We start from the raw sequence: 23,986 nt of genomic DNA on the forward strand, positions 1-23,986 counted from the left end.
CGGGCCTTCGGCGTCTGCGCGGAACGGGCCGTCTTCGTGAGGCGGCCCGTTCTCGTAACGCCGCCCGTCTTCGCGAGGAGGGCCGGGGCGCGGCCGGGCGACTCACGGCGCGGCGCAGCCCGGGCAGATCCCCCGGTAGGTCACCTCGACCGCAGAGACCTGGAAGCCGAAGCGCTCCTCGGACGGCAGCCCCGCCAGCAGGTCGCCGGCCGGGTGGACGTCGCGGATCGTGCCGCACCGGGAGCACACCAGGTGCTGGTGCGCGTGGTGGGCGTTGGGGTCGTAGCGCTTGGCGCGGCCGTCGGTGCTCACCTCAAGGACCTCGCCCAGCGAGACGAGCTCTCCGAGGGTGTTGTACACCGTGGCGCGCGAGATCTCCGGCAGCAGCTCGGCCGCCTTCGCGTGGACCTCGTCGGCCGTGTAGTGGACGTGGTCCCCGTCGAGCACTTCGGCGACGACGCGCCGCTGGGCGGTCAGCCTCCAGCCGCGTCCCCGGAGCCGTTCCAGCAGGTCACTCATGCCATTCACCTATCAGTCAGATAGCACCAGCGTAGCAGCGGGTCCTGTCCATCCATGGAATCGGTATTTCAATGCTCTCGGTCTTGACTTGGACTAAGTCCAATGTAGGATCGTTTTCGGCTCGGGCCAAGCGGCCGGGACGTAGAAGACGATCTGACGACGGAGGCGCACGTGAGCACGGCGAACGGCGAGGCGGTAACGACGACGGGCCCGCTGACCACGGAGTCGGGCGCTCCGGTCGCGGACAACCAGAACAGCGAGAGCGCCGGGCTCGGCGGTCCCGTCCTGGTGCAGGACCAGCTCCTGCTGGAGAAGCTCGCGCACTTCAACCGGGAGCGGATCCCGGAGCGCGTGGTGCACGCCCGGGGCGCCGGCGCGTACGGCACGTTCACTCTGACGCGGGACGTCTCGCAGTGGACGCGGGCGCGTTTCCTGTCCGAGGTGGGCAAGCAGACCGAAACGTTCCTGCGCTTCTCGACGGTCGCCGGCAACCTCGGTTCGGCGGACGCCGTCCGTGACCCCCGCGGCTTCGCGCTGAAGTTCTACACCGAAGAGGGGAACTACGACCTCGTCGGCAACAACACCCCGGTGTTCTTCATCAAGGACGCCATCAAGTTCCCGGACTTCATCCACACCCAGAAGCGCGACCCGTACACCGGCTCGCAGGAGGCGGACAACGTCTGGGACTTCTGGGGCCTGTCGCCCGAGTCGACGCACCAGGTGACCTGGCTGTTCGGCGACCGGGGCATCCCGGCCTCGTACCGCCACATGAACGGCTACGGCTCCCACACCTACCAGTGGAACAACGCGGCCGGCGAGGTCTTCTGGGTCAAGTACCACTTCAAGACCGACCAGGGCATCAAGAACCTCACGGCCGACGAGGCCGTGCAGGTCTCGGGCATGGACCCCGACAGCCACCAGCGCGACCTGCGCGAGGCCATCGAGCGCGGCGACTTCCCGACCTGGACCGTGCAGGTGCAGATCATGCCGGCGGACGAGGCGGCGAACTACCGCTTCAACCCGTTCGACCTCACCAAGGTGTGGCCGCACGAGGACTACCCGCCGATCGAGATCGGCAAGCTGGAGCTGAACCGCAACCCGGAGAACGTCTTCGCCGAGGTCGAGCAGTCCATCTTCAGCCCCGCGCACTTCGTGCCGGGCATCGGCCCCTCGCCCGACAAGATGCTCCAGGGCCGGCTCTTCGCCTACGGCGACGCCCACCGCTACCGCGTCGGCATCAACGCCGACCACCTGCCGGTCAACCGCCCCCACGCCACCGAGGCCCGCACCTACTCCCGCGACGGCTTCCTCTACGACGGCCGCCACAAGGGAACCAAGAACTACGAGCCGAACAGCTTCGGCGGCCCGGCCCAGACCGACCGGCCGCTGTGGCAGCCCGTGCCCGTCTCCGGGGCGACGGGCAACCACGTCGCCCCCTCGCACGCCGAGGACAACGACTTCGTCCAGGCGGGCAACCTCTACCGCCTGATGTCCGAGGACGAGAAGGAGCGCCTGATCGCCAACCTCGCCGGCTTCATCGCGAAGGTCTCGCGCGACGACATCGTCGAGCGCGCGGTGAACAACTTCCGCCAGGCGGACCCCGACTACGGCAAGCGGCTGGACGCCGCGGTCCAGGCCCTGCGCGGCTGACAGCCACTGGACGCTTGCCGTACCAACCGAAGAGGCCGGACGCCAAGGGGCTCCGGCCTCTTCGGCCGTTCTCGCGCGGATCTCCGCCCGCGGGGGAGGGGTCAGACGGTCAGCGCCCGCGCGCCGTCGCGGGCCGGGACCCAGCAACGGATGATGTCGCGCACCGACACCACTCCTACGGTCTCCTCGCCGTCGAGAACGATCAGATGGCGGAACTCGCCGCGCGCCATGGCCGCGGCGGCCTCGTCCAGCGTCCAGTCCGGGGCCGCGAAGACGACGTCGGTGGTGGTGTGGCCGTGGGCGGTCTCGTGGTCGGGGTCGTGGCCCGCCCCGACCGCGTCGAGGATGTCCCGCTCGGTGAGGATGCCGGGCCCGCTGTGGTCGGGGTCGAGGACGACCGCCGCGCCCATCCTGCGGGCGGACATCAGCCGGGCGGCCTGGCGGAGGGTGTGAGCGGGGCCGATGGTGAGGACCACCCTGCTCATGGCGTCACGGACGAGCATGGCCTGGAGCCACCTCCTTCATGGACTGCGCGTCAGTCCCGGAACTGCGAACTCCGATAGTGCCCGGGGCACCGGGGAGTTCACAAGTTCACAAGCGTCGGGCTGACATCGTCACACGCCTCCACCAGGGCGGACAAGGGTTGTGCGGTACGGGAATTTGCCGGTTTTTTACGACCACTTGGCCGCGGCGCGGCCCGTCGCTCAGGGGCGCAGATAGCTGAGCAACTCGTCGTGCAGCACCCCGTTGGACGCCGCGGCGTTGCCGCTGTGCGGGCCCGGACGCCCGTCCAGGCCGGTGAAGCAGCCGCCCGCCTCCTCGACGATGACCACGTTCGCCGCCATGTCCCACAGCGACAGCTCCGGCTCCGCGCAGATGTCCACCGAGCCCTCGGCGACCATCATGTAGGGCCAGAAGTCGCCGTAGCCGCGCGTGCGCCAGCAGTCGCGCGTCAGGTCCAGGAAGCCCGGCAGCATCCCGCGCTCCTCCCAGCCCGACAGCGAGGAGTACGCGAACGACGCGTCCTCGATCCGTCCCACCCGCGAGACCTGCAGACGGCTCGCCGACGACAGGCTGCGCCCGGTGTAGGCCCCCGACTCCTTCGCCGCCCACCACCGCCGGCCCAGCGCCGGCGCGGAGACCAGACCCACCACCGGGTGGTAGCCGCCTTCGCCCTGCACCATCAGGGAGATGAGCGTGGCCCACACCGGCACGCCGCGCACGTAGTTCTTCGTGCCGTCGATGGGGTCGATGACCCAGCGGCGCGGGCCCGTGCCCTCGCTGCCGAACTCCTCGCCCAGCACGGCGTCGCGCGGCCGGGCCCGGTGGAGATGACCACGGATCAGTTCCTCGGCGGCCTTGTCCGCCTCGCTCACCGGTGTCATGTCCGGTTTGGTCTCGACCTTCAGGTCGAGTGCCTTGAACCGGTCCATGGTGGCCGCGTCGGCGGCGTCCGCCAGGACATGGGCCAGACGCAGATCATCGTGGTAGTCGGACATGACTTGCACACTACCTGTGGCCATCGCCAGGTCACGCGCGGCGCGGCCTGCCGTGCCCCTTGACACCGCCTTGCGGTGCGTCAATTCTGTGGCTCGCCCCCAACCGTCGTGCGGCCCTGCGGCCGGGGAGGCGACGATGCCCGCGGCACGAGAGCTCTTGCTGGACGCGGCCTACACGGCGCTCGGCGCCCGCCCCTGGAACGGGGTCCGGATGGTCGACGTGGCGGCCGCCGCCGGGGTGTCCCGGCAGACCCTCTACAACGAGTTCGGCAGCAAGGACGGCCTCGCCCGCGCCCTGGTGCGCCGCGAGGCCGACGCCTTCTTCGCCGGGGTGGAGCGCGCGCTGGCGGAGACCGCCGGGGTCGGCGGCGCCGACGCCGGCGACTGCTATGCCGCCGCCGCGCGGTGGATCCTGCGCACGGCCCGCGCGAACCCGTTCGTCCGGGCGGCGCTCACCGGCTGCCGCGGCGACCGGCTGCCGCCCGCCGCCGTGCCGCCCGTCCCCGCGCCCCGCCGGCCGGCCGGGCCGCTGCCGCCGCGCGGCGCGCCCTCGCCGGGGGCGCTGGCCGAGCGGCTGCGCGACAGCGCGGCCCGGGCGATCGGCGGCGCGGCGGAGTGCGACGGCGCCACGCGCCGGGCCTGCGAGGCGGCCGTCCGGCTGACCCTGTCCTACGTGATCGCCCCGGCCGGCACGGACGAGGAGGCGGCGCACGAGGTCGCCCACCTGGTGCGGGTGCTGCTGAACGCGCCGCAGCGGGCCGGGGTCAGTGCGCCGACCCCGACAGCTGGAGGCCGATGACGCCGACGATCACGAAGGCGATGGAGACGAGCTTGAGCGCGGAGACCAGGTCGTCCAGGAAGACCATGCCGTAGATCGCGGTACCGGTCGCGCCGATGCCCGTCCACACCGCGTAGGCGGGGCCCACGTCGAGCTTGCGCAGGGAGAGCGTCAGCAGGCCGAAGCTGCCGAGCGCGAACGCGGCGAAGGCGATCGTGGGCCACAGGCGGGTGAAGCCGTGCGAGAGCTTCAGGCAGACGGCGAAGCCGGTTTCGAGCAGTCCGGCGACCACGACGAGCAGCCACGCCATCAGATTGCCTCCCGTTCCGTGGACCGCCCAGCCGGCACCGGTGTCCTTCATGCCCTTGCCGCTGACGGTCACTCGCAAACGTAGGCGATCAGTCGCCTTCGCGCCGCTCCCTCGTCGCGAGGAGCCGGCGCAGGGAGTAGAGGCGCTGCGGATCGGCGTGACCGTCCGCCACCCACTGGTCCAGCGCGCAGTCCTGCTCGTCGTGGCTGCACGCGCGCGGGCACTCCTCGGTGCCCGGCTCCAGGTCGGGGAAGGCGTGGATGACGCGGGAGGGGTCGACGTGGTGCAGGCCGAAGGACCGCACGCCCGGGGTGTCGATGACCCAGCCCGTGCCGTCCGGCAGCGGCAGCGCCAGCGCGGAGGTGGTGGTGTGGCGGCCGCGGCCGGTGACCGCGTTGACGTGGCCGGTGGCCCGCTGCCGCTCCACGAGCGCGTTGACCAGGGTGGTCTTGCCGACGCCGGAGTGCCCGACGAAGGCGGTGATCCGGCCCTCCAGCTGCTCGCGGACCTGGCGGGCGGCGGTGCCCTCGGCCAGCTCGTCGCGGCTGGTGACCACGTAACGGGTGCCCAGGGAGCCGTAGGACTCCATGAGGGTCTCCGCCGACGCCAGGTCGGACTTCGTCAGCACCAGCAGCGGTTCGAGCCCCGCGTCGTAGGCGGCGACCAGGCAGCGGTCGATCAGCCGGGGGCGCGGCTCGGGGTCGGCGAGGGCGGTGACGATGGCCAGCTGGTCGGCGTTGGCGACGACGACGCGCTCGTACGGGTCGTCGTCGTCGGCCGTGCGGCGCAGCACGGAGCTGCGCGTCTCGACCCGGACGATCCGGGCGAGGGTGTCCTTGGCGCCGCTGAGGTCCCCGACGACCGCGACCCGGTCCCCGACGACGACTCCCTTGCGGCCCAGTTCACGGGCCTTCATGGCCAGCACGGTGCGGTCCTCGACGAGGACCGTCAGCCGGCCGCGGTCGACGGTCAGGACGAAGCCCTCGGCGGCGTCCTCGTGCTTCGGGCGGATGGTCGTCCGGGGGCGGTTGCCCTTGCGGTTGGGGCGGACGCGGACGTCGTCCTCGTCGGTGTGCTTGCCGTAGCGGCGCATGGGTCTTCCAGGTCTCTTCAGCTTCTCGGCGCCGTCGTCGCCCCCGCGACGGAGCCGAGCATCCCGGTCCACAGCTCCGGGAAGTCGGGCATGGTCTTGGCGGTGGTCGCCACGTTCTCCACCTGGACGCCCTCGACCGCCAGGCCGATGACGGCGGCGGCGGTGGCCAGCCGGTGGTCCTCGTAGGTGTGGAAGACACCGCCGTGCAGGGCGCGCGGGCGGATGCGCAGCCCGTCCTCGGTCTCGGTGACGTCGCCGCCCAGTTCGTTGATCTCCTTGGCCAGCGCGGCGAGCCGGTCGGTCTCGTGCAGGCGCAGGTGGGCGATGCCGCGCAGGACGGACTCGGAGTCGGCCAGTGCCGCGACCGCGGCGATCACGGGGGTCAGCTCGCCGACCTCGTGGAGGTCGGCGTCGATGCCGGTGACGCGGCCCGTGCCGGTGAAGGTCAGGCCCGCGTCGGTGAGCTCGCAGGCGCCGCCCATGTCGGTGAAGATCCCGCGCAGGGCGTCCCCCGGCTGGGTGGTGTGCTCGGGCCAGTCCGGGATGGTGACCCGGCCGCCCGTGACCAGGGCGGCCGCCAGGAACGGCGCCGCGTTGGACAGGTCCGGCTCGACGACCAGGTCCCGGCCGAGCAGGGCGCTGGGGGAGACCCGCCAGACATCCGGCTCGCCGCCGGACTCGGGGGTGTCCACCTGGGCCCCGGCCATGCGCAGCATGTCGACCGTCATCCGGATGTGCGGCAGCGACGGCAGGGCGGCGCCCACGTGCCGCACCTCGACGCCCTGGTTGAAGCGCGGGCCGGACAGCAGCAGGGCGCTGACGAACTGCGAGGAGGACGAGGCGTCGATCTCGACGGGTCCGCCGTCCAGCGCGCCGGCGCCGTGGACGGTCAGCGGCAGGGCGCCGCGGTCGTTGTCCTCGATGCGGGCGCCGAGGGCGCGCAGGGAGTCGATCACGCCGTGCAGCGGGCGTTCGTAGCTGCGCGGGTCGCCGTCGAAGCGCACGGGGCCGTCGGCGAGGGTGGCCACCGGCGGCAGGAAGCGCATCACGGTGCCGGCGTTGCCGACGTCCACGGAGGCCGGGCCGTGCAGCCGGGCGGGGATGACCCGCCAGGCCTCGCCGGTGCCGTCGGGGCCCACGCCCTCCTCGATGCCGACGCCCATGGCGCGCAGCGCGTCGGCCATCAGCACGGTGTCGCGCGAGCGCAGCGGGCGGCGCAGCCAGCCCGGCTCGGCGGCCAGGGCCGCGAGCACCAGGCCCCGGTTGGTGACCGACTTCGATCCGGGCACGGTGACGGTCGCGTCGACGGCTGCGGTCGCGACGGGGGCGGGCCAGAGATCGGTGTGCGCGGTGCTCTCGGTCATGCCCTTACCTTACTGACGTTCTCCTCGTGGTTCGGCCCCGGAAGTCCCCGGGGCCCCCGCTCCGCGCCCATGAGTGGAGGGAAGTCCTCCGGTTCGCTGCCCCGCCCACCACGCGTCGGCTCACGCCGCGAGCATCCAGCGGCCGCCGCCGGCCAGCGACGCCAGGGACACCACGTGGAAGAACAGCAGCCAGAACGCGGCCGGCACGCTCGTCAGCCGGGCCAGCTGGTCCGCGTCGGAGTCCGGCGCTCCGCCGTGCCGCCGCTTGCGCCCCAGCTCGAACGGCGGCCGCACCCCGCCGAGCAGCAGGAACCACACCACCCCGTACGCGAACGCGGCCTGCACCTGGGGCCCGCACAGCCAGGACACCAGCACGAACGCCGCCCCGGCGACCACCACCGTCAGTGCCCCGTACGCGTTGCGGATCATGACCAGCATGGCGGCGAGCAGCGCCGCCGCGCCCCACAGCAGCGCGGTGGTGTGCCCGGCGGCGAGCAGCGCGGCGCCGGCCAGCCCCAGCAGCGAGGGGGCGGTGTAGCCGGCGGCCGCGGTGAGCACCATGCCGATCCCCGAGGGCCGGCCGCGCGAGACCGTCAGGCCCGAGGTGTCCGAGTGCAGCCGGATGCCGTCCAGCCGCCGCCCGCTGAGCAGCGCCACCAGGGCGTGGCCGCCCTCATGGGCGATGGTGATCGCGTTGCGGGTGATCCGCCAGACCCCGTACGGGGTGACGGCGGCCAGGGCGACGGCGCCGGTGACGGCTATCAGCCAGGTGGACGGGTGCGGCTGGTTCCCCACGACGCGGTTCCACAGGTCGGTCGCGGTGGTACTGCTGTCCATCTGGGGGCCGCTCCTTGCGTCTACGTGGCAGTGTGGCACTCATGTGCGGTCGATATGCGGCGAGCCGGCGGCCGGAGGACCTGGCCGGCCTGTTCGGGGTGGAGAAGTGGGAACCGGAGGAGACGCTCGCTCCGGACTGGAACGTGGCGCCGACGAAGAGCGTCCACGCGGTGCTCGAGCGTCCCTTGAAAGACGCAGCGGACCGCCGTCCGGTTCGTCAGCTGCGCACGCTGCGCTGGGGGCTGGTGCCGTCGTGGGCCAGGAGCCCCGAGGGCGCGGCGAAGATGATCAACGCCCGGGCGGAGACGGTCCATGAGAAGCCGTCCTTCCGGCGGGCCTTCGAGTCCCGGCGCTGCCTGCTCCCGGCGGACGGCTACTACGAGTGGGTCACGGGCGCCCAGGAGCGGGAGCTGGAGGAGCAGGGCCGCCGGAAGCGCACCCGCAAGCAGCCCTACTTCGTCACGGCCGCCGACGGCTCGGTGATGGCCATGGCCGGGGTGTACGAGTTCTGGCGCGACCCGGCGCTGCCGCCCGACCACCCCCGGGCCTGGTGGGCGACCTGCTCGGTCATCACGACCGCCGCCGAACCCGGCCCGTTCGCCGGGACGGACGGCGCGGGGGAGGGGGGACCGGGTTCCCTCGCGGAGATCCACCCCCGGATGCCGCTCGTCCTGCCGCCCGAACGCTGGGCCGCCTGGCTGGACCCCCGTACGGACCCCGGGGAGCTGCGGTCGCTGCTGGCGCCGCCGCCCGCCGGACTCGTCCGCGCCCACCCCGTCACCACGGCGGTCAGCGACGTCCGCAACAACGGCCCGGAACTGCTGGAGGAACTGGCCGCGCCGGAGGAGGCGACGCTGTTCTGACGTCCCGGCGCGGCAGGATGGACGGGTGACGACGAAGATCGCAGTGACCGTCCAGGACGTGCCGACCCCCGCCGGGGACGCCCGCGTCCACTGGTACCTCGCCCCCTCCGCCCGCCTGGTGCTGGCCCTCGGCCACGGCGCGGGCGGCGGCGTCGAGGCCCGCGACCTCCAGGCCCTGGCCGCCGCGCTGCCCCGGCAGGACGTGACGGTCGCCCTGGTGGAGCAGCCGTGGCGGGTGGCCGGAAAGAGGGTCGCCCCCGCGCCCACATCGCTCGACGAGGCATGGCGGGCGCTGTGGCCCGCGCTCACCGCCCCCGGTCTGCCCGTCGTGGCCGGCGGCCGCAGCGCCGGGGCGCGCGTCGCCTGCCGCACGGGCGCGGAGCTGGGCGCGGCCGGGGTCCTCGCGCTCAGCTTCCCGCTCCACCCGCCGGGCAAGCCGGAGAAGTCCCGGGCCGACGAGCTGACGGGCGCGGGACTGCCCACCCTCGTGGTGCAGGGCGGCCGCGACCCGTTCGGGCGGCCGGAGGAGTTCCCTCCTGGTGCCCGGCCGGTGGAGGTGCCGTACGGGGACCACGGCTTCGCGGTCCCCAAGAAGGCGGAGACCACCCAGGACGAGGCGCTCGCGGTGATCACCCGCGCGGTCGAGGAGTGGCTCCGGAGCTTCTGAGCCCTGCCGCGCCCGCGGGGGAATGATCCCGGCCGTACGACTGTTGAGCCCTCTGTAGTCACGACCGGCAAGACGTTAAGGAATGGGAGTTCCCCGCATGGGTTCGATCGCATGCCCGTCCCGCCCGCAGACGGCCGACCTGGGATGGGCGGTCATGGGCGGGGCCCAGCCGGTCGCGGCTGGAGCGGCGGGCGGACCGGATCGTCGTCTATTCTCCGATTCGAGCGGGTCCGCCTCGGGCGCCGCCAGGGTGTTGGAGGAGGTGGGTCCGGTCACTGGGACCGACACGGGGGCCGATGACAGCCAGCGACGGGAGCCCGGCGAGAGCGCGGTCGAGCGCAGTGCGCGCTTCGAGCGCGACGCCTTGACCTTCCTGGACCAGATGTACTCGGCGGCGCTGCGCATGACGCGCAATCCCGCCGACGCCGAGGACCTGGTGCAGGAGACGTACGCCAAGGCGTACGCCTCCTTCCACCAGTTCCGCGAGGGCACGAACCTCAAGGCCTGGCTGTACCGCATCCTGACCAACACCTTCATCAACTCGTACCGCAAGAAGCAGCGCGAGCCGCTGCGCAGCGCGTCCGAGGAGATCGAGGACTGGCAGCTGGCGCGCGCCGAGTCCCACATGTCCACGGGACTGCGCTCCGCCGAGTCCCAGGCGCTGGACCACCTCCCCGACTCCGATGTCAAGGAGGCCCTCCAGGCCATTCCCGAGGAGTTCCGCATCGCGGTCTACCTCGCGGATGTGGAGGGCTTTGCGTACAAGGAGATCGCGGACATCATGGGTACCCCCATCGGCACGGTGATGTCCCGGCTGCACCGCGGCCGGCGTCAGCTGCGCGGCATGCTGGAGGACTACGCCCGCGAGCGCGGCCTCGTCCCCGCCGGGACGGCCGCCGCGCCGAAGGGTTCCGACGAGTCGCACAACCGGAAAGGGTCGGACTCATGAGCTGCGGAGACCCGCACGAGACGGACTGCTCTGAAGTCCTCGACCACCTCTACGAGTTCCTCGACCACGAGATGCCCGAAGGTGACTGCGCCAAGTTCGAGGTGCACATCGACGAATGCTCGCCGTGCCTGGAGAAGTACGGCCTCGAACAGGCCGTGAAGAAGCTCGTCAAGCGCTGCTGCGGCCATGACGACGTCCCCGCCGACCTGCGGTCCAAGGTCATGGGCCGGATCGAGCTGATCCGCTCCGGCCAGACGGTCCCCGAGCAGGACGTGGTGGCCGAGGCGAGGGCCGCCGAGGCGGCGGAGGCCGCCGCGCAGCAGGACTGATCCGGCGCCGCGCCCCGGCGGTTCCGCTCGGCTGTTCTGCGGTACTACTGATCCAAACCACCGCACCCGGGAACGTCACCCGAACGGACGGCGCAATAGCCGGAGCGGCTTTCAGCGCCCGCGGCTGAGCCTATTCTCCCCATCCAGACGCCATGTCCGAGGGTCGGGGAGGACGCGCCATGTGGGCACTTCCGGCGGCGGCGCGCGCCTATATCGCGTGCGCCGTGCTCGCCGCCGCGGTGTGCGCCCTGCCCGCCGTACGGGCCGGGGCCGCGGTGCCCTGGGGCCCGGTGCTGCTGCTCGCCGGCGTCTGCGTCGTCTGCGAACGACTGCCGCGCTGCCCCCTGACCCTGCCCGTCCTGCTCGCCGGGGCCTTCCTGCTGCCGCCGGGCGCCGCCGGGCTGGTGGCCGTCCCCGGCGCCCTCGCCGGGCGGGTGGCACAGCGGCCGGCGTGGCTGCGCCGGCTGTGGCACGCGGCGCAGTCCTCCCTCGCCGCGAACGCCGCCTCGTACGTCTACGGACGGGGCGCCCCCCGCGTGGTCACCGCCCCCGACTTCCCCCACGCCCTGGTGCCCGCCCTGGTCGCGGCGCTCGTCCTCGCCCTCGTCGTCACCGCCCTCGACGGCGGGGTGCTCGTCACCGCCGAGGGCCGCTCCCCGCGCACCGCCTGGCGCGGCCCGCTGCCGGCGGCACTCGTCCCGCCGCTGGCCCACGGGCCGACCGGCCTGATGACGGCCGTCCTGTGGCACAGCCCCTACGGGCCCCCGGCCGCGCTGCTGGTGCTGCTGCCGATGGCCGTCTCCTCCTGGGTCCAGGGCCGCTGCCGCCGGGAGCGCGCCGCACACCAGGCCACGGTCCGGGCCCTGGTGCAGGCCGTCGACCTCAAGGACCGCTACACCCGCGGCCACAGCGAGCGCGTGGGCCGCGCCTCCGTGCTGATCGCCCGCGAGCTGGGCATCTCCGGCGACCGCCTCGAAGCCCTCCGCTTCGCCGGCACGCTGCACGACGTCGGCAAGCTGGGCGTCCCCACCCGGCTGCTGCGCAAGGACGGCCCGCTCACCCCCGAGGAGCGCCGCGTCATCGAGCTCCACCCCGAATACGGCCACGAGATGGTGCGCGGCATCGGCTTCCTCGACGAGGCGCGCGCCGCGATCCTCCACCACCACGAGCGCCTGGACGGCACGGGCTACCCCTACGGCCTGAAGGGATGTCAGATCCCCGAGTTCGCCCGGGTGGTGTCCGTGGCCGACGCCTTCGACGCCATGACCTCCACCCGCAGCTACAGCCGCGCCCGCCCGGTGCCGGTCGCCCTCGACGAGCTCCACCGCTGCTCCGGCACCCACTTCGACCCAGCCATGGTCGCAGCCCTCGCCCGCGCCCTGGACCGCCACGGCTGGCACCCGGCCTTCGCCCCGGACCCGCAGGAACCCGCAGTTCCGGTCAGCCGAAACGTCCCTCTTGATCACTGTTCGGCCCCCGGCGCGCCGGCCGGCACCGACGCCCGGCCGGGAGGCCGGGCATGAGGGCCCCCGGAGCACCGCCCCGCCCACCCCGCCAGGACCGCCGTCCCGGGGACGGGACCCCGACGTGCCAGGGCGCCCCGCGCACCTGGTGGACCGGCCCCCGCGCCGTGCGCGGCGTGCACGGCGCGGCCGGCGCGGCCGCCCTCGGGGCGCTGGCCTGGACCGCCTGGCGGGGCGTGGCCCAGCCCCATGTGGCGCTGGCCTACGGAGTGCTCATCGCCCTCGGCGAGGCCGCGCGGCGGCGGCCCGCGGCGGCCCGCGACACCGCCCCCCTGGGCTCCGCCGGGACGCTCGCCTACGCCCTGCTCGGCGAGATCGGCGGGGAGCCCGCCTCGCACGGCGCCCCCCAGGTCGTCGCCGTCGTGCTCGGCGCCACCCTCGCCGGCGCCGTCGGCCGCCCGCCCGCGCTCGACCGGCTCGCCCGGCGCGTGCTCAACGCCGGCTTCGCCGCCACCTGCTTCCAGCCCCTGCACGCCTGCGGCGTCCTCGGCCGGTGGCCCGCCCACAGCCCGTACTACGCCCTTTTCCTGCTGCTCCTCCTCGCGCTCACCGCCCTGTGCGACGCCGTCGTCGCCGCCGTCCTCACCCGAGCCCGCGCCGGCGGCGCGTACGGCCCGGTGCTGCGCGAGGAGCTGCGGGCCCTGCCCGGCATCGGGTCGGCGATCGGTGCGACCGGCGTGGTGATGGCCCTCGCGGTGGCCGCCGCGGGCCTGTGGGCGCTGCCGGTGTTCTGCCTGCCGCTGCTGGTCACCCAGCTGTCCCTCCACCGCTACGAGGCCGTCCGGGCCACCCGCCGCCAGACCATCGCCTCCCTGGCCAGGGCCACGGAGATCGCCGGCTACACCCCCGCCGGCCACGCCCGCCGGGTGGCGGCGCTCGGCAGGGCCGTGGGCCGCGAGCTGGGCCTGTCCCGGGCCGAGCTCACCGTCGTGGAGTACGCGGCCCTGATGCACGACGTCGGCCAGCTCTCCCTGACCGAACCGCTGCCCGCCGGGGCCACCGAGCCGCTGCCCGCCGAGCAGCGGCGCCGCATCGCCATGCTGGGCGGCGCCGTGGTGCGCCAGACCGGGGTCCCCCCGGAAGTCGCCCTGGTGGTCGAGCGGCAGGCGGATCCGTACCGGGACCAGCCGCTCACGGCGCGTGTCGTCCGGACGGTCAACGCCTACGACGACTACGCCGCCGACCCCGCGTGCGGCCCCCTGCGCGCCCTGGAGCGGCTCCGCCTGGCCACAGCGCACGACCACGAGCCCCGGGTGGTGGAGGCGCTCGCCACGGTGCTCGCCAGGGGCCGCCCCGCACCCTCCGGCTCGTGAGCCCCCTGCCGACCCCTGACCAGCCCGCTGAACCCACGGGTAATGAGCGGGCGTCCGAAGGGGCATGGTTGGATGCGAAGAAGACGAAGAGAATGGCGAGAAAGCGGAAATCGGGGGGTGTCGTGCGCACCGTTGTCGGCAAGAAGGACCGGTGGGTACAGCCGCTCCCCGGAGCAGTCGTGGTGTGGCAGCGCGCCGTCAGGGAGGACGGCGGCCGTCACGCGGTCCAACCGGCGTGGTCGCACGCAGAAACCGGCAGGCGGGAATCGTGAGGATCTTCGGCAAGGTACGGCACCGGCCTTCCGCCTCGTGGCGGCAGGCCACCGACCGTGCCTTCACGCTCATCGGCGACGGCCGGTACGAGGACGCGGGCGCGCTGCTCACGCGCGCGGCCGACATGGAGCCATGGTTGTCCGAGTCGTGGTTCAACCTCGCGCTGCTGCACAAGTTCCGGCACGACTGGGAGCAGGCCCGCGCCGCCGGCCTGCGCGCGGTGGCACTGCTGGACCGCGAGGCGGGCGCCCCGGACTGGTGGAACGTGGGCATCGCCGCCACCGCCCTCCAGGACTGGCCGCTGGCCCGCCGCGCCTGGCAGGCGTACGGGCTCAAGGTCCCCGGCGAGGGCGGCCCGGCCGGCGAGCCGGCCGGCATGGAGCTGGGCAGCGCGGCCGTGCGGCTCTCCCCGGAGGGCGAGGCCGAGGTCGTCTGGGGCCGCCGGCTCGACCCGGCGCGGATCGAGGTGCTCTCCATCCCGCTGCCGTCCTCCGGCCGCCGCTGGGGCGAGGTCGTGCTGCACGACGGCGTCCCGCACGGCGAGCGGGTCACCGCCGCTGGCCCCTCCTACCCGGTCTTCGACGAGATCGAGCTGTGGGCCCCCTCGCCCGTCCCCACCTGGGTGGTGCTGCTGGAGGCGGCCACGGAGGCCGACCGGGACGCCCTGGAGCGGCTCGCGGCCGACGCGGGCTTCGCCGCCGAGGACTGGTCCTCGTCCGTGCGGCTGCTGTGCCGCACCTGCTCGGAGAGCAGGATGCCCAGCGACGAGGGCGACGGCGAGCACCTGGACCCGCACGACCACAGCGAGCCCGGCCACCCCGGCCCGCTCGGCCACCGCACCGCCGGCTCCGGCTCCCTGTGGGTGCCCGAGCGCGAGTGCGGCATCGCCGCGCCGGCGGGCCTGGTGCGCGGCCTGCTGGACGGCTGGGTCGCCGACAGCCCCGACACCCGGGAGTGGCGGGATCTCGAAGAGGTCTGCTGATCGGCCGCCACGGTCCCCGTACCCTGTACGGGGCCCCGTGGTTTCAGGGCAAGATAGTGCTTTCGGGTTGTGAGAGAGGCATACGGCGGACATGGCGCAGCAAGACACTCAGCAGCCGGTGAACGACGAGTCGGGCGAGGCCCGCGAGTTCATCGTGGACACCGAGGACTGCGAGGAGCGCGAGCGCGCCCACCGCGAGCGGGGCACCTCCCGCCCGATCACCGTGGTCGGCAACCCCGTCCTGCACAAGGAGTGCAAGAACGTCACGGAGTTCGACGACGAGCTGGCGAAGCTCATCGACGACATGTTCGCCAGCCAGCGCACGGCCGAGGGCGTCGGCCTCGCCGCCAACCAGATCGGCGTCGACCTGAAGGTCTTCGTGTACGACTGCATGGACGACGAGGGCGTCCGGCACGTCGGCCACGTCTGCAACCCGGTCCTCGACGAGCTGCCGGCCGAGCGCCGCCTCCTCGACGACTCCAACGAGGGCTGCCTCTCGGTCCCGACCGCCTACGCCGCTCTGGCCCGCCCCGACTACGCGGTCGTCCGCGGCCAGGACATGCACGGCAACCCGATCGCGGTCGAGGGCACGGGCTACTTCGCGCGCTGCCTCCAGCACGAGACCGACCACCTGTACGGCTACCTGTACATCGACCGCCTGTCGAAGCGGGACCGCAAGGACGCGCTGAAGCAGATGGCCGAGGGCACCCCGCGCTACCCGGTCGTGGCGAACGACTGACGCGCGCCGCGCACCGCACGACCACGGCGGCGGCAGGGCTGGGGTCTCAGCTCTGCCGCCGCCGCAGTTCTTCGCGCAGCGACTCCTCGCGGGCCGCGTCCTCGGGGGAGAGGACGTCGGCCGGGAAGTCGGAGGGCTCGAAGACCTGCCGGACCTCGACCTCGCCCTCCTCGAAGGGGATGCGCCGGGCCCACTCCAGGGCCTCGTCCATGGAGCCGACCTGGATGATCCAGTAGCCGGCGACCAGGTCGCGGGTGTTCCCGAAGGGCCCTTCCGTGACGACCGGGGTGCCCCCGGAATAGCTCACGCGCGCCCCCTTGGAGGTGGGGTGCAGCCCGTCACCGGCGAGCATCGCGCCCGCCCCGGCCAGCTCCTCGTTGTACCGGCTCATGTCGGCGATCATCTGCTTGGTCGGCATCATGCCGGCCTCGGATTCCTCACTCGCCTTGACGATCATCATAAAACGCGGCATCGCGTGTCTCCGTTCGTCCGGGTTCACTGGGTTCCCGGACGGGAGACACGCGATGCCGCGTGGGCGGGGATTTAACCCGCGAGGGTCACATTCTTCGGGGGGATCAGAAGTCGTCGTCGAAGGCGACCGTGCCCTCGACCGCCACCTGGTACGCGGAGGCGCGGCGCTCGAAGAAGTTGGTCAGCTCCTGGACGTTCTGCAGCTCCATGAAGGAGAACGGGTTCTCCGAGCCGAAGACCGGCTTGAAGCCCAGGCGCTGCAGACGCTGGTCGGCCACGCACTGGAGGTACTCGCGCATGGACTCGGTGTTCATGCCCGGCAGGCCCTCGCCGCACAGGTCGCGGCCGAACTGCAGCTCCGCCTCGACGGCCTCCTTCAGCATGTCCGTGACCTGCTGCTCGAGCTCGGCGTCGAAGAGCTCGGGCTCCTCCTGGCGGACGGTGTCCACGACCTCGAACGCGAAGTTCATGTGCATGGTCTCGTCGCGGAACACCCAGTTGGTGCCGGTCGCCAGGCCGTGCAGCAGACCGCGGCTGCGGAACCAGTACACGTAGGCGAAGGCGCCGTAGAAGAACAGGCCCTCGATGCAGGCGGCGAAGCAGATCAGGTTGAGCAGGAAGCGACGGCGGTCGGCCTTCGTCTCCAGCCGGTCGATCTTCTCGACCTCGTTGATCCACTTGAAGCAGAACTGCGCCTTGTCGCGGATGGAGGGGATGTTCTCCACCGCGTCGAAGGCCGCCGCGCGCTCCTCCGGGTCGGGCAGGTAGGTGTCGAGCAGCGTCAGATAGAACTGGACGTGCACGGCCTCCTCGAACAGCTGCCGCGACAGGTAGAGGCGCGCCTCGGGGGAGTTGATGTGCTTGTACAGCGTCAGCACGAGGTTGTTGGCCACGATCGAGTCGCCGGTCGCGAAGAACGCGACGAGGCGGCCGATCATGTGCTGCTCACCCGGGGAGAGCTTGGCGAGGTCGGCGACGTCCGAGTGGAGGTCGACCTCCTCGACGGTCCAGGTGTTCTTGATCGCGTCGCGGTAGCGGTCGTAGAAGTCCGGGTACCGCATGGGACGCAGGGTCAGTTCGAAGCCCGGGTCCAGCAGGTTCTTCTGTTCGGTGGAGCTCATTACTGGCAGGCCTCGCAGGACTCGGGGTTCTCAAGGGAGCAGGCGATGGCGTCCGCGTCGGGCGCGGCCTGCTGCACGGGGATGGTGGCGGGGGCGGCGGCACCGCCGGACGCCGCGCGGGCGATCCGGGTGGCCGGACGCGAGCGCAGGTAGTACGTCGTCTTGATGCCCTGCTTCCAGGCGTACGCGTACATCGAGCTGAGCTTGCCGATGGTGGGCGAGGCCATGAAGAGGTTCAGCGACTGGCTCTGGTCCAGGTACGGGGTGCGGGCCGCGGCCATGTCGATCAGGAAGCGCTGCGGGATCTCCCAGGCGGTGCGGTACAGGTCGCGCACCTCCTGCGGGATCCACTTCATGTCCTGGATCGAGCCGTTGGCGTCGGTCATGGCGTCACGGGTCGTGCGGTCCCACACGCCGAGCTTCTTCAGGTCCTCCACCAGGTAGGTGTTGACCTGGAGGAACTCACCCGAGAGCGTCTCGCGCTTGAAGAGGTTGGAGACCTGCGGCTCGATGCACTCGTAGACGCCCGCGATGGAGGCGATGGTCGCCGTCGGGGCGATCGCCAGCAGCAGCGAGTTGCGCATGCCGACCTCGCCGATGCGCGCGCGCAGCGCCTCCCAGCGGTCCGCCCAGCCGGGGACGGCGTTCGGGTAGTGGTCGGGGTGCAGCACGCCGCGCGCGGTGCGGGTGGCGGACCAGGCCGGGTGCGGGCCGTGCCGCTCGGCGAGGTCGGCGGACGCCTCGTACGCCGCGAGCATGATCCGCTCGGAGATCCGGGTCGACAGCTCCTTCGCCTCGGCGGAGTCGAAGGGCAGGCGCAGGCGGAAGAAGACGTCCTGCAGACCCATCAGGCCCAGGCCCACCGGGCGCCAGCGGCTGTTGGAGTTGCCGGCCTGCTCGGTCGGGTAGAAGTTGATGTCCACGACGCGGTCGAGGAACGTGACGGCCGTGCGGACCGTGCGGTCGAGCTTCTCCCAGTCCATCTCGCCGTCGGTGCCCAAGTGGGCGGCGAGGTTGACCGAGCCGAGGTTGCAGACGGCGGTCTCGCCGTCGTCGGTGACCTCGAGGATCTCGGTGCAGAGGTTCGAGGAGTGGACGACCTTGCCCTTCTCGGCCGTCTGGTTGGCGGTGCGGTTGGCGGCGTCCTTGAACGTCATCCAGCCGTTGCCGGTCTGCGCGAGGGTGCGCATCATGCGGGCGTAGAGCACCCGGGCCGGGATCTGCTTGACGGCCTTGCCCGCGGCCTCGTAGGCGCGGTACGCGGCGTCGAACTCGTCGCCGTAGAGGTCGACCAGGTCCGGGGTGTCCGCGGGGGAGAACAGCGACCAGTCCGCGTCCGCCTCGACGCGGCGCATGAACTCGTCCGGGATCCAGTGCGCGATGTTGAGGTTGTGGGTGCGGCGGGCCTCCTCACCGGTGTTGTCGCGGAGCTCCAGGAACTCCTCGATGTCCGCGTGCCAGGTCTCCAGGTAGACGCAGGCCGCGCCCTTGCGGCGGCCGCCCTGGTTGACGGCCGCGACGGAGGCGTCGAGCGTCCGCAGGAACGGCACGATGCCGTTGGAGTGGCCGTTGGTGCCGCGGATGAGCGAGCCGCGGGAGCGGATGCGGGAGTAGGACAGGCCGATGCCGCCCGCGTGCTTCGACAGCCGCGCCACCTGGTGGTAGCGGTCGTAGATCGAGTCCAGCTCGTCCAGCGGCGAGTCCAGCAGGTAGCAGGACGACATCTGCGGGTGGCGGGTGCCGGAGTTGAAGAGCGTGGGGGAGGAGGGCAGGTACGACAGCGTGCTGGTCAGCCGGTACAGCTCCGCGACGTCGTCCAGGGCCTGCTCCGAGTGGTTCTCGGCCAGACCGCAGGCCACGCGCAGCAGGAAGTGCTGCGGGGTCTCGATCACGTCGCGGTGGATGGGGTGGCGCAGCAGGTAGCGGCTGTGCAGGGTGCGCAGGCCGAAGTAGCCGAAGCGGTCGTCGGCGCCGTCGGCGAGGGCGGCGTCCACGAGGGCGTCCAGCCGGGCGGCGTGCGTCCGCACGAAGGCGGCCGTCTCGTCGGCGATCAGGCCCTCGCGGTGCCCGACCTCGACGGAGGCGGAGAAGGAGGTCGCGCCCTGGCCGGCCGCCTCGTCGGCGATGGCCCGGGTGAGCAGCCGCGCGGCGAGCCGGGAGTACTCGGGCTCCTCGGCGATCAGCCCGGCCGCGGCCTCGGTCGCGAGGGACCGCAGCTCGGCCTCGTCCGAACCGGGGTGCCGGCCGCGCAGCGCGGCGGCGGCGACCTTGCCCGGGTCGGTGGCCGGAAGGTCGGCGGTGAGATCGGTCAGGGTCCGCAGCAGCGCGGTCCCGGGGCCGCCGGTCGCTTCCGCGTTCGCTGAGACGGGACCTGACTCTAGATCCGCGGGCGCGATGGTCACGGTGGGGCTCTCCCTCGCTCGGCTGGGTGGGCCGCGTCTGGGAGCGCACGACGGTCGCCTACGGGCACGCATCGCTGGCGTGTGCCAGGGCGTGGCTCGTAGGCGTCCGCCGGCCCACCCCTCGAGGCCCGGACGAATTCAACGCCCATAGCCGAGCCAAGGGCAGGCTCGGTGGTGGGCGCGCTGGCGGCAGGTCCTCGGACTTCAGGTGCGCCTGGTATATGCGCACACATACACCGTTGCGGGACAGTTCCGGATTTCCACCGGATTCCCCTGCGACGACAGCGAGCACGAGCATACATCTAGTGCTGGGCCTCGGAGGCACCCCCACATGTTGTGTCGGGCCGTCATGAAGTGGTTGCGGAATGTGGTAGCGGGGTGGGGTGTTGGGGTGTTCCGGGAGAGCCGTCACGGGGCGTGGGAGGACGCGCGGGGGCCCCGGTGTGCCGGGTGACGGGAAGGGTGCGGCGAGGGCGCCAGAGGGGTGGCTGGGGGCCTTCGGGGGGTGCTTCGGCCGGCCCCGGCCGGGTGCCGGGGAGGTTGCCCCGGTCGGCGCCCGTCGGGCCCGGCGCGGGGGTGGGGGGAACGACGAACGACCGCGCCGCCCGGCCGGTGGAACCGGTCCGGGCGGCGCGGTCGGCCGCGGCTGCTCGGGTGGAGGAGGCGGAAGCCTCAGTGGCCTCCCGGCACCCCCGCCGTCGCCGGGGGCAGCTCCCGCTCCACGCCCGGGTCGCCCGCGTCGGCGGTGTAGTCCGACGGCTTCGTCTGGTCCACGCCGTCCGGGGCGCCCACCGCCTTCAGGACGAAGGTGAGGACGACGACCACGAGGACGTTCAGGACGAAGGCGGTCAGACCGATGTATCCCTTCTCACCGATCAGCGGGATCAGGTTCGTGTTGCCGAAGTGGTCCTGGGTCGCGCTCGGCGTGTCGTACGCCCGCCAGGTCCCGTACGCCATGCCGGCCGCCCAGCCCGCCAGCAGCGCCCAGCGGTGGAACCAGCGCGTGAAGAGCCCGCCCACCAGGGCCGGGACGGTCTGGAGGATCCAGATGCCACCCAGCAGCTGGAAATTGATGGCCACTGTTTTGTCCATCGTGAGGACGAAGACCAGCGCGCCCACCTTCACCAGCAGGGAGGCCAGCTTGGACACCTTCGCCTCGTGCGCCGGCGTCGCGTCCGGCTTGAGGAAGTCCTTGTAGATGTTGCGGGTGAAGAGGTTCGCCGCCGCGATCGACATGATCGCCGCCGGGACGAGCGCGCCGATGCCTATCGCCGCGAAGGCCACGCCGGTGAACCAGTCGGGGAACATGTCCTCGAACAGCTGGGGGATCGCCAGCTGGCCGTTCTTCACCTTCACCCCGGCCGCGATGGCCATGAAGCCCAGCATCGCCAGCAGGCCCAGCATGAGCGAGTAGAGGGGGAGGATGGTGGTGTTGCGGCGGATGACGTTGCGGCTCCTGCTGGAGAGGACGGCCGTCACCGAGTGGGGGTAGAGGAAGAGGGCCATCGCGGAGCCCATGGCCAGCGTGGCGTACGCCCACTGGGCGTCGGGTCCGGGGACGAGGGAGCCGCGCGGCTTGCCGGTGGCCGGGTTCTTTGCGGAGAAGGCCTCGCCCGCCTTCGCGAAGATGTCGTCGAATCCGCCCAGTTTGATGGGGATGTAGATGATCGCCACCACGATGACGATGTAGATCAGGGCGTCCTTGACGAACGCGATCAGCGCCGGTGCGCGCAGGCCGGACGAGTAGGTGTACGCCGCGAGCACGCCGAAGGCGATGAGCAGGGGAAGGTCCTTGACGAACCAGTTCGCGTCCGCCCCGCCGCCGACGCCCATGACGTCGAGCACCGCCTGGATGCCCACCAGTTGCAGCGCGATGTACGGCATCGTCGCGAGGATGCCGGTCAGGGCCAGGGCGAGCGAGAGGCCCTTCGAGCCGAACCGGCCCCGGACGAAGTCCGAGGAGGTGACGTATCCGTGCCGGTGGGCGACCGACCACAGGCGGGGGAGGAAGGTGAAGACCAGCGGATAGCACAGGATCGTGTACGGCACCGCGAAGAACCCGGCCGCGCCGCCCGCGTAAATGGCGGCCGGTACGGCTACGAACGTATACGCGGTATAGAGGTCGCCGCCCAGCAGGAACCAGGTGACCCAGGTACCGAACGAACGGCCGCCGAGGCCCCATTCGTCGAGGTTTTCCGCGTTCTCGGCCCGCCGCCATTTCGCGGCCATGAAGCCCATGACGGTGACCGCGAGGAAGAAGAAGATGAACACGGCGAGTGCCACGCCGTTGACGCCGTCCTTCATCGGCCCGCACCCCTTCCGCGCGTCCGCTCATGACGTCGTACGAGCACGTAGGCGATGACCGTGAGCAGGGTCGATATGACGACCCACAGCATCTGGTACCAGTAGAAGAAGGGGATTCCTATAAAGGACGGGGTGACCCGGGCATAGGAGCCGACCCACAGCATCGCCACGAAGGGGATCGCGAGGCATACGCCCGCGACGAACAGCGGAACGGGCACGACCGGTTTGCGGCCGTCCGCGGGTGGTTGCTCGGGTGGTTCCGACATGCGGTGACTCCGTCCCTGCGCGATCACTTGCGTAATGCGCAGGAAATCTAGGGGAGGGAGCCTCCGGACGTCACCCCCTATCCGCATATCGGTATGACAACGCCGCGGGGCCGGGGGCGGCGGTGTCGCCCGCCGCCGTCCGGCCCGTACCGCGCGCGGCGCTCAGCGACCCGTCTCCCCGCGGTTCACGGCCATCACCACCACGGCCCCCGCCATGATCAGACGATCCGTCAAGGCGTCTATCTGCCGTCGCTGTTCGGCCGGCAGCCGCCAGTCCTCCCACCACGAGGTCTCCTGCGCCGAGGGCGGTGCCTGCCACTCGGCGGCCCAGTCCTGGGCGAGCTGCGCGGCGAGGGGGACGGCCGAGCGGGCCAGGTTCGCGTACGCGGCCAGGAGCGCCACCATGGGGCCGTCCGCCAGCCAGTCGCGCCAGGCCGCCAGCAGCCCGTCCGCGAGGTGGGACACGTCCTCCAGCCACAGCACGTGCTGGGTCACCCAGCCCTGGGGGCTGGGGCAGGCGGGCATGCCCGGCAGGAGGCGGGGCGGCAGTCCGTCGCGACGGGTCAGGAAGTCCCGGGCGAGGGTCAGCTCGTAGTCCGAAGGGGTCCAGGAGCGCTCATTGAGGGCGATCGCGGCGGCATCGACGGCATCGACGGCGTGGCTCATCCCGCCACCGTACGTGGTCGCTTCCGGCGGTCCGGGCTCCAGGGCCAAGTCGTGCACCGGACCCCTACGCGACACCCACGGGACGCCCCCCCCGGGGCGCCGCCCGGCCAGGGGTCACTCGGCCGGGGGTCACTCGGCCGGGCGGCGCAGCCGGGCCACGAACTTGTACCGGTCGCCCCGGTACACCGACCTGACCCACTCCACCGGCTTGCCCTCCGCGTCCAGCGAGTGGCGGGAGAGCATGAGCATGGGCAGGCCCACGTCCGTGCCCAGCAGGCCCGCCTCGCGGGGCGTGGCCAGGGACGTCTCGATGGTCTCCTCCGCCTCGGCGAGGTGGATGCCGTACACCTCGGCGAGGGCCGTGTAGAGCGAGGTGTACTTCGCCAGGCTCCGGCGCAGGGCCGGGAAGCGCTTCGCCGACAGATGGGTGGTCTCGATGGCCATGGGCTCGCCGCTGGCGAGTCGCAGCCGTTCGATGCGCAGGACGCGGCCGCCCGTGGTGATGTCCAGCAGCCGGGCGAGGCGGTCGTCGGCGGTGACGTAGCCGATGTCGAGGAGCTGGGAGGTGGGCTCCAGGCCCTGGGCGCGCATGTCCTCCGTGTAGGAGGTCAGTTGCAGCGCCTGGGAGACCTTCGGCTTCGCGACGAAGGTCCCCTTGCCCTGGATGCGCTCCAGCCGCCCCTCGACGACCAGTTCCTGGAGGGCCTGACGCACCGTGGTGCGCGAGGTGTCGAACTCGGCGGCGAGCGTGCGCTCCGGGGGGACCGGGGTGCCCGGGGGCATGGTTTCGGTCATTTCCAGCAAGTGGCGTTTGAGGCGGTAATACTTGGGAACGCGCGCCGTCCGCGCACCGCCCGAAGCGCCGCTCTCCGCTGTCCCGCCCTCGGTCGCCATGGCGTGCCTTCCCGACTCCGATGATCCTGCTGCCGTCACCGGCTCCTCCGTCTATAGCGGTCACATGGTGGCACGGGCCGAGCCCGAGGGGACCGGAGATACCCGGCTCGACCTTGAGGTGTCGGTCCGGTAACGGAGCCGACAGCGACTCTTATACACCCTTGACACCCCAAA

At 72.2% G+C, this 23,986-nt stretch carries 24 protein-coding genes and 1 riboswitch; of the genes, 10 read left to right on the plus strand and 14 right to left on the minus strand.

The window, feature by feature from the left end; all coding sequences use genetic code 11:
* Nucleotides 1-102 precede the first annotated feature (102 nt).
* A complete protein-coding gene (locus CYQ11_RS21100; protein WP_099201266.1) occupies nucleotides 103-519 on the minus strand; it encodes a Fur family transcriptional regulator in 417 nt (138 codons plus the stop codon).
* Between the two features lie 153 nt (nucleotides 520-672).
* On the opposite strand from CYQ11_RS21100, the gene CYQ11_RS21105 reads away from it, so the two are divergent.
* Entirely contained in the window at nucleotides 673-2,169 is a 1,497-nt protein-coding gene (locus CYQ11_RS21105) for a catalase (RefSeq protein WP_398779882.1), read from the plus strand.
* 101 nt (nucleotides 2,170-2,270) lie between these two features.
* On the opposite strand, the gene CYQ11_RS21110 is transcribed toward CYQ11_RS21105, so the two are convergent.
* Together CYQ11_RS21110 and hisN are read right to left on the minus strand one after the other, a co-directional pair.
* Complete coding sequence (locus tag CYQ11_RS21110) at nucleotides 2,271-2,672, minus strand: CBS domain-containing protein (protein ID WP_099197769.1); 402 nt, start codon at nucleotides 2,670-2,672, stop codon at nucleotides 2,271-2,273.
* Between the two features lie 201 nt (nucleotides 2,673-2,873).
* Entirely contained in the window at nucleotides 2,874-3,668 is a 795-nt protein-coding gene (gene hisN, locus CYQ11_RS21115; RefSeq protein WP_099197768.1) for a histidinol-phosphatase, read from the minus strand.
* A gap of 136 nt (nucleotides 3,669-3,804) precedes the next feature.
* Here hisN and CYQ11_RS21120 point away from each other — a divergent pair, with 136 nt between their 5' ends.
* The gene (locus CYQ11_RS21120; RefSeq protein WP_099201264.1) at nucleotides 3,805-4,467 is read left to right on the plus strand and encodes a TetR/AcrR family transcriptional regulator; all 663 of its coding nucleotides are present in this window, start codon (nucleotides 3,805-3,807) and stop codon (nucleotides 4,465-4,467) included.
* Here CYQ11_RS21120 and CYQ11_RS21125 read toward each other — a convergent pair.
* From CYQ11_RS21125 to CYQ11_RS21140, 4 genes are all read right to left on the minus strand, one after another.
* Nucleotides 4,433-4,756: a DMT family transporter gene (locus CYQ11_RS21125; protein WP_099197770.1), complete on the minus strand. Its 324-nt coding sequence runs from the start codon at nucleotides 4,754-4,756 to the stop codon at nucleotides 4,433-4,435. The two genes, CYQ11_RS21120 and CYQ11_RS21125, sit on opposite strands and share 35 nt — an antisense overlap.
* A gap of 88 nt (nucleotides 4,757-4,844) precedes the next feature.
* Nucleotides 4,845-5,849, minus strand: a complete 1,005-nt coding sequence (rsgA, locus tag CYQ11_RS21130) for a ribosome small subunit-dependent GTPase A (RefSeq protein WP_099201263.1) — start codon at nucleotides 5,847-5,849, stop codon at nucleotides 4,845-4,847.
* Nucleotides 5,850-5,866: 17 nt separating this feature from the next.
* Nucleotides 5,867-7,213, minus strand: coding sequence for a 3-phosphoshikimate 1-carboxyvinyltransferase (gene aroA, locus CYQ11_RS21135; RefSeq protein WP_099197767.1), 1,347 nt, complete (start codon nucleotides 7,211-7,213; stop codon nucleotides 5,867-5,869).
* 120 nt (nucleotides 7,214-7,333) lie between these two features.
* A complete protein-coding gene (locus CYQ11_RS21140; RefSeq protein WP_099197793.1) occupies nucleotides 7,334-8,050 on the minus strand; it encodes a M50 family metallopeptidase in 717 nt (238 codons plus the stop codon).
* A gap of 41 nt (nucleotides 8,051-8,091) precedes the next feature.
* Between CYQ11_RS21140 and CYQ11_RS21145 the strand changes: the two genes are divergently transcribed.
* The 8 genes from CYQ11_RS21145 (at nucleotide 8,092) to def (ending at nucleotide 15,688) form a co-directional block, all read left to right on the plus strand.
* Nucleotides 8,092-8,913 carry an SOS response-associated peptidase gene (locus CYQ11_RS21145; RefSeq protein WP_099201262.1) on the plus strand — a complete coding sequence of 274 codons (822 nt, stop codon included), beginning with the start codon at nucleotides 8,092-8,094 and terminating at the stop codon, nucleotides 8,911-8,913.
* 25 nt (nucleotides 8,914-8,938) lie between these two features.
* A complete protein-coding gene (locus CYQ11_RS21150) occupies nucleotides 8,939-9,580 on the plus strand; it encodes an alpha/beta hydrolase family protein (protein ID WP_240003576.1) in 642 nt (213 codons plus the stop codon).
* 262 nt (nucleotides 9,581-9,842) lie between these two features.
* Nucleotides 9,843-10,529 carry a sigma-70 family RNA polymerase sigma factor gene (locus tag CYQ11_RS21155; protein WP_240003608.1) on the plus strand — a complete coding sequence of 229 codons (687 nt, stop codon included), beginning with the start codon at nucleotides 9,843-9,845 and terminating at the stop codon, nucleotides 10,527-10,529.
* Nucleotides 10,526-10,858: a mycothiol system anti-sigma-R factor gene (rsrA, locus tag CYQ11_RS21160; RefSeq protein ID WP_099201260.1), complete on the plus strand. Its 333-nt coding sequence runs from the start codon at nucleotides 10,526-10,528 to the stop codon at nucleotides 10,856-10,858. The genes CYQ11_RS21155 and rsrA overlap by 4 nt, the downstream gene beginning before the upstream one ends.
* A gap of 179 nt (nucleotides 10,859-11,037) precedes the next feature.
* Nucleotides 11,038-12,381, plus strand: coding sequence for an HD-GYP domain-containing protein (locus tag CYQ11_RS21165; protein WP_099201259.1), 1,344 nt, complete (start codon nucleotides 11,038-11,040; stop codon nucleotides 12,379-12,381).
* Entirely contained in the window at nucleotides 12,378-13,694 is a 1,317-nt protein-coding gene (locus CYQ11_RS21170) for an HD-GYP domain-containing protein (protein WP_240003575.1), read from the plus strand. Before CYQ11_RS21165 ends, CYQ11_RS21170 begins: the two co-directional genes overlap by 4 nt.
* Nucleotides 13,695-13,962: 268 nt before the next feature.
* On the plus strand, nucleotides 13,963-14,949 hold the full coding sequence (locus CYQ11_RS21175) for a tetratricopeptide repeat protein (protein WP_099201258.1): 987 nt from the start codon (nucleotides 13,963-13,965) through the stop codon (nucleotides 14,947-14,949).
* A gap of 91 nt (nucleotides 14,950-15,040) precedes the next feature.
* Nucleotides 15,041-15,688 (plus strand): peptide deformylase, encoded by a 648-nt coding sequence (gene def, locus CYQ11_RS21180; protein ID WP_099201257.1) that lies wholly within the window; start codon nucleotides 15,041-15,043, stop codon nucleotides 15,686-15,688.
* A gap of 46 nt (nucleotides 15,689-15,734) precedes the next feature.
* On the opposite strand, the gene CYQ11_RS21185 is transcribed toward def, so the two are convergent.
* From CYQ11_RS21185 to CYQ11_RS21215, 7 genes are all read right to left on the minus strand, one after another.
* Entirely contained in the window at nucleotides 15,735-16,160 is a 426-nt protein-coding gene (locus tag CYQ11_RS21185) for a YciI family protein (RefSeq protein ID WP_099201256.1), read from the minus strand.
* Nucleotides 16,161-16,263: 103 nt separating this feature from the next.
* On the minus strand, nucleotides 16,264-17,280 hold the full coding sequence (locus tag CYQ11_RS21190; protein ID WP_099201255.1) for a ribonucleotide-diphosphate reductase subunit beta: 1,017 nt from the start codon (nucleotides 17,278-17,280) through the stop codon (nucleotides 16,264-16,266).
* On the minus strand, nucleotides 17,280-19,682 hold the full coding sequence (locus CYQ11_RS21195) for a ribonucleoside-diphosphate reductase subunit alpha (RefSeq protein WP_099201254.1): 2,403 nt from the start codon (nucleotides 19,680-19,682) through the stop codon (nucleotides 17,280-17,282). Before CYQ11_RS21195 ends, CYQ11_RS21190 begins: the two co-directional genes overlap by 1 nt.
* Nucleotides 19,683-19,853: 171 nt before the next feature.
* Nucleotides 19,854-19,984: riboswitch (cobalamin riboswitch) on the minus strand.
* Between the two features lie 370 nt (nucleotides 19,985-20,354).
* Nucleotides 20,355-21,986 carry a monocarboxylate uptake permease MctP gene (gene mctP / locus CYQ11_RS21200; protein ID WP_099201253.1) on the minus strand — a complete coding sequence of 544 codons (1,632 nt, stop codon included), beginning with the start codon at nucleotides 21,984-21,986 and terminating at the stop codon, nucleotides 20,355-20,357.
* Complete coding sequence (locus tag CYQ11_RS21205; protein ID WP_099201252.1) at nucleotides 21,983-22,252, minus strand: DUF3311 domain-containing protein; 270 nt, start codon at nucleotides 22,250-22,252, stop codon at nucleotides 21,983-21,985. Before CYQ11_RS21205 ends, mctP begins: the two co-directional genes overlap by 4 nt.
* A 162-nt stretch (nucleotides 22,253-22,414) precedes the next feature.
* A complete protein-coding gene (locus CYQ11_RS21210; protein WP_099201251.1) occupies nucleotides 22,415-22,918 on the minus strand; it encodes a hypothetical protein in 504 nt (167 codons plus the stop codon).
* A gap of 129 nt (nucleotides 22,919-23,047) precedes the next feature.
* A complete protein-coding gene (locus CYQ11_RS21215) occupies nucleotides 23,048-23,812 on the minus strand; it encodes a GntR family transcriptional regulator (protein ID WP_099201250.1) in 765 nt (254 codons plus the stop codon).
* Nucleotides 23,813-23,986 lie beyond the last annotated feature (174 nt).

The sequence above is a fragment of the Streptomyces cinnamoneus genome, from assembly GCF_002939475.1.
In the GTDB taxonomy this organism is placed as follows: Bacteria; Actinomycetota; Actinomycetes; order Streptomycetales; family Streptomycetaceae; genus Streptomyces; species Streptomyces cinnamoneus_A.